Raw genomic sequence first — 4,236 nt, 5'->3', positions numbered from 1 at the left:
CTGAATTGTGAGTTGAACGGCTCTGGAAGCATTTTTTTCAGCAGCCCCCACCTAGAGATCTCAGTCGATAGATATGTCATTGCAGCTATTCTCGCTGCGTGAAATAGTGAGTCAAAGGCTTCTCTGATAAGTCTATCTCTATCTAACGGCTCGACAGTTTCTTTCGCCAGATCGAATATTCTTCTGGCCACCCTCAGCATTGACCTAGACTCTTCAAACGTAGGATCTTTCAGTCTCTTAACATAACTAAGTATATACTCGCCACTGCCATAAAGTATGTTGAAAGCTCCCAAGACACTTCTAATGAAATCCTCTCTAAGCTCTTTAGTAGGCTCCACAACAATAACATCAATATTAACTGGTGGAGAAATATCGTCTACAGCATCTAGATAGACATCGTAGTCTTTTGATCTTCGAGTGATCACAAGTATATCTACATCTCTAGCATACTCTGGAGCATAAACAGAAGAGCCGAACTGAATAATCTCAACAATATCAGGATCATACTTTAAAAGTCTTTCACATATCTTCTTCAGCCACATACCAAGATCTTTAGCATCAAAATTATTCATAACAACACTCTCACAATCACTCACAATTATGATACTGAGAAAACCTTATAAAATAAAACCAGAGATAAAATTATGACTTAGAGCCTATCAGTATTGAAAACGAGGAGAAGCCTCTGACATCCTCGCCCGCCCTCAGGTCATCATTAATCGTCATCCCTTTCAGGCGGATCATAGGTTCCCCTCATCTATTCGGGTTTACATCTGTCATTTGAGGGGCAGTGAGGGGGGTCAGAGCTCCCCCAGAGAATTTTATACCTAGTTTTCTCAATCCTTTTTTCCTAACATTTAGTTTTCCAATGACGTCTCTATCTGCCTCGAAGCCGCATCGAGGACATCTCAGTCTTCTATAGCCAACCTCTTCTAATCCTTTATAATCACATTTTGGACACTCTGAGGATGTTCCGTTTGGATCAACTTTTACATATGGCACGCCGTGTTTCTCAGCCTGCCAATCAATCCATCTCTCAATCCTCGAATAACCCATTATAATAAGCTTAGTCTTATGATCCTTAGGAAGTTTTCTCAGAGACTTTATAAGATTTGTAAGATCTTCTCTAGACACACCATATCCAAACTCTCTGGCCAGTCTAACTATCTCTAGAGATATCTTTTTCGTCCAATCAATTAATATGTTTCTAGCTTTCTCATGATAAGATCTTATTCTTCTCAATATACCTCTTCTTCTTCTCCAAGCGAGATATCTAGATGAAGAATATTTTCTCTGAAGATCTTCTGCAAGCCTGATGTATCTATATGCTCTATCTATAGCTGTATCCTTCTCTATATTGATAACCTCATCTCCATAGACGATCTTCTTTTCATTAATATCTACACCGACGACATCTATAGGTGTATATTTCTTTGGTTTAGGAATCCTCTTAGAGATCCATAGAATCATCTTATCTTTTTTATATATTAGTCTAGCCTCTCTATTCTCATAATCATCATATCTTCTGTCCCAACCAATTATTCTAAGTCTTATTCCGCCAATAATCTCTATGTAGCCATCTTTGATCCTATATCCTGATCCTGGGTGTAGAAGCATTGATAATCTTTTTACCACTGGTCTTTTTCCTCTCTTAGGATTATTTCTCCAGGCATTGACATTTGTAAGAGCATCTCTATAACAATCAAGAGCTATTCTAGATGGAAGATTAAATATCTCAACAAGATCTTTATATAGAAAATCATGAATCTGTTTTAATGTCTTTAGATTATTATCTAATATCTTGTTTATAGCATAGTTCAGTGCATCTCTATATCTGTGGAGAAGCTCTATGACGACAGGCTCAGGACTAACCCTCATGCCTATCGAGAGGGTTAGAAACCCCTCATCACCTGTCGCCATAAAGCCTCTCCAAAAAAGATCAGAGCATGAAGAGTTTATAAACTTTTCTGTCCATCCTCGCCCTAAAGGGCGAGGCTTTCGGTTGTAAATGGCGGGAAAAATGTGCTCCAAGCAAATTTAGCCCATCCGGGAGCGCTTAAGTTGTTATGTCTTTCTCCAGGCCTGACGTTTATTATCATTGCTGTCGAGAGATGTCCTATTGGATATGTTGTTGCTGTGTGACCGACAATCTTTGGCAGACCTGTTGTTCCTGAGGTGAAGAAAGCTAGTATATAATCATCTTGCGAAGTTTTTTCTGCAAATGCCTGATCATTCTCTCTCTTAATCTCATCATAACTAGACCATCCGCTTCTGTCGCTACCGACAACAATTTTGACACGAGCTGACACACCAGATCTTTTCAGACCCTCATCAATGACCTCAGCAGATTTAATATCTGCAATAACAGCGTCTGGAGGAAATAGCTTAGATCTATACTCAATATCTCTTGCAGTCAATGTGGTTGCCGCAGGGACCCCTATGAAGCCTGCTTTCACCACTGAATATGTTGCAATAAAAATCTCTGGAACCAATGGAAGCATTATATATACACGTGACCCCTTAGATAAGCCATGTCCTCTTAAAAAGTTTATCAACTGATTAGACTCTCTAACAAGATCCTTATACGAGATATCTCTATGCTCATTAGTATTCAAATTAATCCATCTCACAGCTGTCTGAGACTCTCTCTCAGAAAGATGTATTCCCTCAACAACATCTCTGGCCCAATTAAAATCCTCTATATATTTTATAGAGTTTAATTTATCAAAAACTTCTCTTCTATAAAGCTCTTCTTTATCTCTAGGCTCTTCAGCAGATAATATTCTAATAAAATCTTTATAAATATTCTGAATATATAAAGGGTTCATAACATATCTCCCTTCAGTTGATATATTAAAAAACTTAAAAATTTTTAGCTAGTATATTAACTAAAAATATTTCACATAATATATACATCAAAATATCACATAAAGCAGATTACATTCAATTAATTTATCAATTTAATAATTTCATAACATAAATTATATAACATAAATTGAAACTTCCAAAGCTCAGCAGTCGATATAGAGCTCGATTAAATCTCCAGGCTTTACATCTAAAGATTTTGATATGATCTTGTCTGATACTATCTCTAAAACATCTTCTTCATGTGATGATCTGAAGGGTCTTATAACTAATATTTCTCCAAGATCTTTCATCTCTCCTCTCCATATATATAATCCTCCTAATATTCTTCCGTTATAATGAAAATCTGGGATCGTCATAGTATTTTTACATTTGTTAACAAGATCTTTATAACTTATGTTTTGAACCTTTATATTAAATGTTCCTTCAAAAGGATCTTTACCTAAGTACTGTCTGAAAATATTTTTATAAGGCTCTAGTCTCATGAAATATCTTGCTTTATCAAATCCTTTGATATAACGAGCTTTTAACAGGATCCTCAATATAAGCTCCTTTTATAATCATACTCTAAACCTATATATTTTTAAATTCTATTATCAGGAACCTACACTGGATCAAGAGAATTTAAAATTTTTGAAGCAAGATTATATTATGGATGATTAAGGAGGTGATCTCTGAGTAAAAGATGATGAGGCCCTCGATCTAAAATGATTATAAATCTATGACATCGCCGACAGACGGAAGAGCAACCTCTATACCTGTCTCCTCAACTATTCTTCTTCTAAACTCTTCTCCTACGTCAGGATCTGTGTGAACTATAATGATCTTATGAAGACTCTTAAGACTTTTTATAATGCTCATAAGACCTGAGACTCCTGCATGTGAAGAGAAATCAAACCATTCTACTCTTGAAGATACTTTAGGACCATTTTCTACGAAAACTCCTTTCTCTAAAAGCATTCTACCAGGGGTGTTCTTGCCTTGATAACTGACTAAAAATACTGCAGAATTCTTTTTATCAGCGACTCTCTTGAGATAATATAACGCAGGCCCTCCCTTAAGCATTCCAGCACTGGCTATTATGACACAAGGTTCTCTCCATATTTTTCTTCTGATCTCCCAGCTATCTACAGCATTAAATTTTTCCACAGCTTTTTTCAGAAGATCTATTTTATTAATATATTTAGGATAGTTGATCATGACATCAGTTATACTTCTGATCATGCCATCATACCATATTTCAATATCTGAAGCTCTCTCTGCAAATAACATCATGATCTCTTGAGATCTGCCTAGACTGAATGATGGTATCAAAACTGTTCCTCCATCCTCAAGTACTTCTCTAACAGATCTTAAGAGATCATCTTCAAC

At 36.2% G+C, this 4,236-nt stretch carries 5 protein-coding genes; all 5 read right to left on the bottom strand.

Features of this window, described 5'->3' with window-relative positions:
• Positions 1-596: nucleotidyltransferase domain-containing protein (locus B7L68_RS08180; protein ID WP_081247172.1), on the bottom strand; the 596-nt coding region annotated here is incomplete at its 3' end.
• Positions 597-753: 157 nt separating this feature from the next.
• A complete protein-coding gene (locus B7L68_RS08175) occupies positions 754-1,920 on the bottom strand; it encodes an RNA-guided endonuclease TnpB family protein (RefSeq protein ID WP_081247171.1) in 1,167 nt (388 codons plus the stop codon).
• 62 nt (positions 1,921-1,982) lie between these two features.
• Positions 1,983-2,828, bottom strand: a complete 846-nt coding sequence (locus B7L68_RS08170) for an AMP-binding protein (protein ID WP_081247170.1) — start codon at positions 2,826-2,828, stop codon at positions 1,983-1,985.
• Between the two features lie 183 nt (positions 2,829-3,011).
• On the bottom strand, positions 3,012-3,407 hold the full coding sequence (locus B7L68_RS08165; RefSeq protein ID WP_081247169.1) for a DUF120 domain-containing protein: 396 nt from the start codon (positions 3,405-3,407) through the stop codon (positions 3,012-3,014).
• 169 nt (positions 3,408-3,576) lie between these two features.
• On the bottom strand, positions 3,577-4,236 hold a 660-nt coding region (locus B7L68_RS08160), incomplete at its 5' end, for an MBL fold metallo-hydrolase (RefSeq protein WP_143615339.1).

It is taken from the genome of Thermoproteus sp. CP80 (assembly GCF_002077075.2).
Lineage (GTDB): Archaea > Thermoproteota > Thermoprotei > Thermoproteales > Thermoproteaceae > Thermoproteus.
This window is presented reverse-complemented; position numbering and strand designations above follow the sequence as displayed.

Excerpts from the sequence above, each read along its gene's own strand:
- B7L68_RS08175 (WP_081247171.1), bottom strand. The coding sequence starts at position 1,920 with ATGGCGACAGGTGATGAGGGGTTTCTAACCCTCTCGATAGGCATGAGG.
- B7L68_RS08170 (WP_081247170.1), bottom strand. The coding sequence starts at position 2,828 with ATGAACCCTTTATATATTCAGAATATTTATAAAGATTTTATTAGAATA.